Consider the following 3,649-nt stretch of genomic DNA (forward strand, 5'->3'; position numbering starts at 1 on the left):
AATTGCGATGTTATTGAAACCGCCCGAGCCGGTGATGGTCTGATCGCTGCTGCCATCGGAAGCAAGCAAGTGAATGTTGCCGTTCGTATCAACATAAAAAATATCGCCGCCATCATCGCTCACCGAAGGCCGGCTGCGCAACCCGGTGTTGGAAATCTGCGTGATTTGCTGTCCTGAGGTCGAGGTGCGGTAAAGCTGGCCGCTGCTGGCGTCGATTACCGCCAAATACTCCGTGCCCTCCACCGGCGGTTGCACGGGCGGCGGCGGCGTGCTCTCGCCGCTGAAAATTTCCACGCCATCAAATGCCTGTCCGGCGGCGGTTGCCTGCGCGCTGCCCACGCCATAAAGATCCTCGGCTGCTTTGATCACCGCCAGCCGGCAATCAATGAATTGCGCATTGCGCGTGAGATAGGTTGACAGGGCGCGATAATAAACTTTCTCTGCCGCCTCCAAACCGGAATTCGTCGCAAACAAATAAAATGCGCGATTGGGAATGCCGCTGTTGATGTGAACCCCGCCGTTGTCGCCCTCTTCGGTGTTGGGCAAGTTTTGAAATTCACTCATCTTCGTCGGCTGCTTGCTGAAGGCCACAAGATTTGAAGCAGGATTTGCCATATCGCGCAGCGCATCGCCGGGCGTGCCGGGCGTGGTCACATCTTCGCCGATCAACCAGTCGCCGGCATTGCCTTCCACCCAGAATTCAAACAACGCCCCGAACACATCGGCAAAGGATTCATTCAGCGCGCCGGGTTGATTTTCATAAACAAGATTGGCGGTGCGCTCCACCACGCCGTGGCTCATTTCATGCGCCGTCACATCCAGCGCCGCGGCCAGCGGGCTGAAGCGGTTGCCGTCGCCGTTTCCGAATACCATGAATTGGCCATTCCAAAATGCGTTGTTCAAATTCTGCTTGAAGTTGATGGCAATGTTCATGGTTGAGCCGGCGCCGTCAATCGCGTTGCGGCCATGAACCTGATTATAGTAATCATAAACCAATGCGCCGTTGGCCGAGGCCGAGACGCTAGAACGATCGGACCAGGAGTTGGGATTATTCGAAACGACGTAGTACAACTGTTCGCCTTCGCCGTTGCGCGCATCAAACACGTAAACCACGCCTTTGCCGTCATCCGGGATTTGGGATTGCGCGGCGTTGAACATCGGCTTAGAAGCGTCAATCATGAGATAGTTGGCGCCGATCTGGTAAAGATTGAGATTGCGCGAGGCACCCAGCAAATCCGTGCCGCTGCCCGTTACCGGGCCATCAAACATGATATGATTATAATGCTTCAAAAGCGCGCCGGTTTGCGCGGCGACAAAATAATGCCAATTACCGTCCCAGCCTTTTTTGAGATTGACGAGCCAGGCGGCATGCGGCGTTTCGTTTTCATCAATAAAAATGAGCAAGCGGCTGCTAATGGCATCGGCCGGGATGCCGAACGCCTGCCGCGCGATTTGTTCAGCGCGCGCCTGATTGATTTGAAGATCATTCACCGCGACGCTTGCCGGCGTCGCGCTGTAGCGCCCGTTGAAGCTCTCGACCACGCCGTTGCGATCGAGATGCACCCAGATATCGCGGCCCCAGACTTCCAGGCCTTGATAGACTTGTTGATAATGAATGTGCGTCATACCGGAAGCCTCGCGCTGCACGGTGAGAACTTGGAATTCCTGCGCGGGATTCTGCAAACGGAACAAATCGGCATTCTCTTGCAAAAACGCCAGCGCCTGCTGCGACAATGCGGCATCGCTCGCGATTTGCGCCTGCGCCAGTTTGTTTTCCTGCAAGCGATAGCCTTTGATAAAAATCGGCAAAGAGCCGTTTTCGTTCCAGAAAATTTTCAAGCTGCCGCCGCTCAGGCTTGACAGGCGCGCGAGCGCAAGTTCACGCGGAGAGGGCGCTGGTTTTTGCAGAGCGCCGGTTCTGGCGGCGCTGATTTTCGCGGGAAGCTGCGCCAAATCTTGTTCAAACACACGGCGCCGTTCCGGTTGCGCCAAACCGGGATTCTCACGCTTCATTTTGCTGGCAAATGGATTTTTTATGTTGGGATCGAGCGTTTTCGACGCTTGCGGGGAACTGCCGAACGCGAGCAGCCCGCATCCTAACATCGCGACGAGCCAATGGCTTTTCACGATTCGCATAAACGTCTCCTTGGAATTTGAGGTACCTGAGGGAATGAGCGCTCCCGGCATCTGCTTTTGCCGAAAAACAACCGCGAGCAGAAGCAAGAGCTTAAGAATATAGAAGAGGCATTAGTGCTTTTTTGCCGCTTTTTCCGTGGTTTCTCGGCAAATTTTATACAATTGCTGCAAGCTTGAATTCTTGCTGGCGAGTGCGCCGAGTTGCGGCGTCCACGAGGCTTCGTGCGTCTGTTGATTGGCCGTCACGCGCATGAAGGTGGTGAGATTACCGTTATCGTTTTCTGTTGCGGTAAAAAAGTTGGCGGCATGCACCTGTTGCCACAATGATTTCATCTGTTTCGAGGAAAGCTTGCCCGCCGGTTGCGGCGCTTCGCCCGCGGTTTTGCCCTGCCAGGCGAGAACCGTGCCGTCGGCTTGAATGGTATGCCCCTGCCAGACCCCGGTTATGCCGCCGCCTTCGCCGAACATCAAGCTGAAATCTTTTGGCAGGGGCGGTTGCTGATTCACATTTTTTTTCGAACAGGCGGACAGCCCGATCATTCCAACCAGCAGGGCACAACAACACACTCTCCATGAACGCATAAGCTACACTCCTTCAAAAGCAAAAAAGGATGACTGCATGACCGCATCATCTTACTCGGTCAGGACACGGAATCATGCACGTTGTTTTGTAACTGTCGGGTAATTTTAGGATGCAATTTGGGGAAGGAAAATCCTTTGGATGAGATGAAGATTTTCTGAGACTATTGCTCCACCGGCGTTTCAGAACTTTCGAGATTCGGCGCCGCTTCGCGTTTGAGCGTGCCGATGGTGATGAAACTGTAGAGGTTGCGCCCGCAACTGTTCTCACAGCGAAACTCGCGAAAGATGCGATCACACTCCTCCTGGCTGTTGACCGGATAACGCTTGACGTTGCCGCAGGCTTCGCAGGTAATGATCAATTCTGTGTATTCAATGCCGTCCATGAGTGCAGGCTTTTCTCTCGCGCTAGTCTCGGTTTGATTCGTAAAACTTTGGGATTATACTGGAATCTAGTTAGGATTGCAAGCAAAAAAATGCTTGCACGCCAAAGGGGATTTCTTTATATTGGCCGTCGTTAAGCGGGAGTAGTTCAGTGGTAGAACACCACCTTGCCAAGGTGGGGGTCGCGGGTTCAAGCCCCGTCTCCCGCTCACACTCAAAACGCTTTCTGCCTCAGGGTGGGAAGCGTTTTATGTTGTTGGAAAACGGCAGCGCATAACCTCTGCTGCCGAACGTTGTTGTGTGCTTATGCCGGGCGGCGTAGCCAAGTGGCTAAGGCGGAGGTCTGCAAAACCTCTATTCATCGGTTCGATTCCGATCGCCGCCTCCTTCGATTTCGGATTGTCGATTGCGGATTGTTGATTGCGGATTGTTGATTGCGGATTGTTGATTGCGGATTGTTGATTGCAGCCACCGGAACAATGCAATTGAAGCGTGTCATAGAGATTCCGCAATTCGAATTCAAGAATCCAACATCCAAACTTATTTCGGA

Annotated in this window: 3 protein-coding genes and 2 tRNA genes; 2 read left to right on the forward strand and 3 right to left on the reverse strand. The window is 53.6% G+C overall.

The window, feature by feature from the left end; genetic code table 11:
- From FBQ85_27900 to FBQ85_27910, 3 genes are all read right to left on the reverse strand, one after another.
- Positions 1-2,223 (reverse strand): peptidase M4 family protein (locus FBQ85_27900; protein MDL1878958.1); only part of this gene is annotated, 2,223 nt, incomplete at its 3' end.
- Between the two features lie 24 nt (positions 2,224-2,247).
- Positions 2,248-2,718, reverse strand: a complete 471-nt coding sequence (locus FBQ85_27905) for a hypothetical protein (GenBank protein MDL1878959.1) — start codon at positions 2,716-2,718, stop codon at positions 2,248-2,250.
- A gap of 161 nt (positions 2,719-2,879) precedes the next feature.
- The gene (locus FBQ85_27910) at positions 2,880-3,101 is read right to left on the reverse strand and encodes a hypothetical protein (protein MDL1878960.1); all 222 of its coding nucleotides are present in this window, start codon (positions 3,099-3,101) and stop codon (positions 2,880-2,882) included.
- 135 nt (positions 3,102-3,236) lie between these two features.
- On the opposite strand from FBQ85_27910, the gene FBQ85_27915 reads away from it, so the two are divergent.
- Positions 3,237-3,308, forward strand: a tRNA-Gly gene (locus FBQ85_27915).
- 103 nt (positions 3,309-3,411) lie between these two features.
- Positions 3,412-3,487 (forward strand) — tRNA-Cys (locus FBQ85_27920).
- Positions 3,488-3,649 lie beyond the last annotated feature (162 nt).

The organism is Cytophagia bacterium CHB2, from assembly GCA_030263535.1.
In the GTDB taxonomy this organism is placed as follows: Bacteria; Zhuqueibacterota; Zhuqueibacteria; order Zhuqueibacterales; family Zhuqueibacteraceae; genus Coneutiohabitans.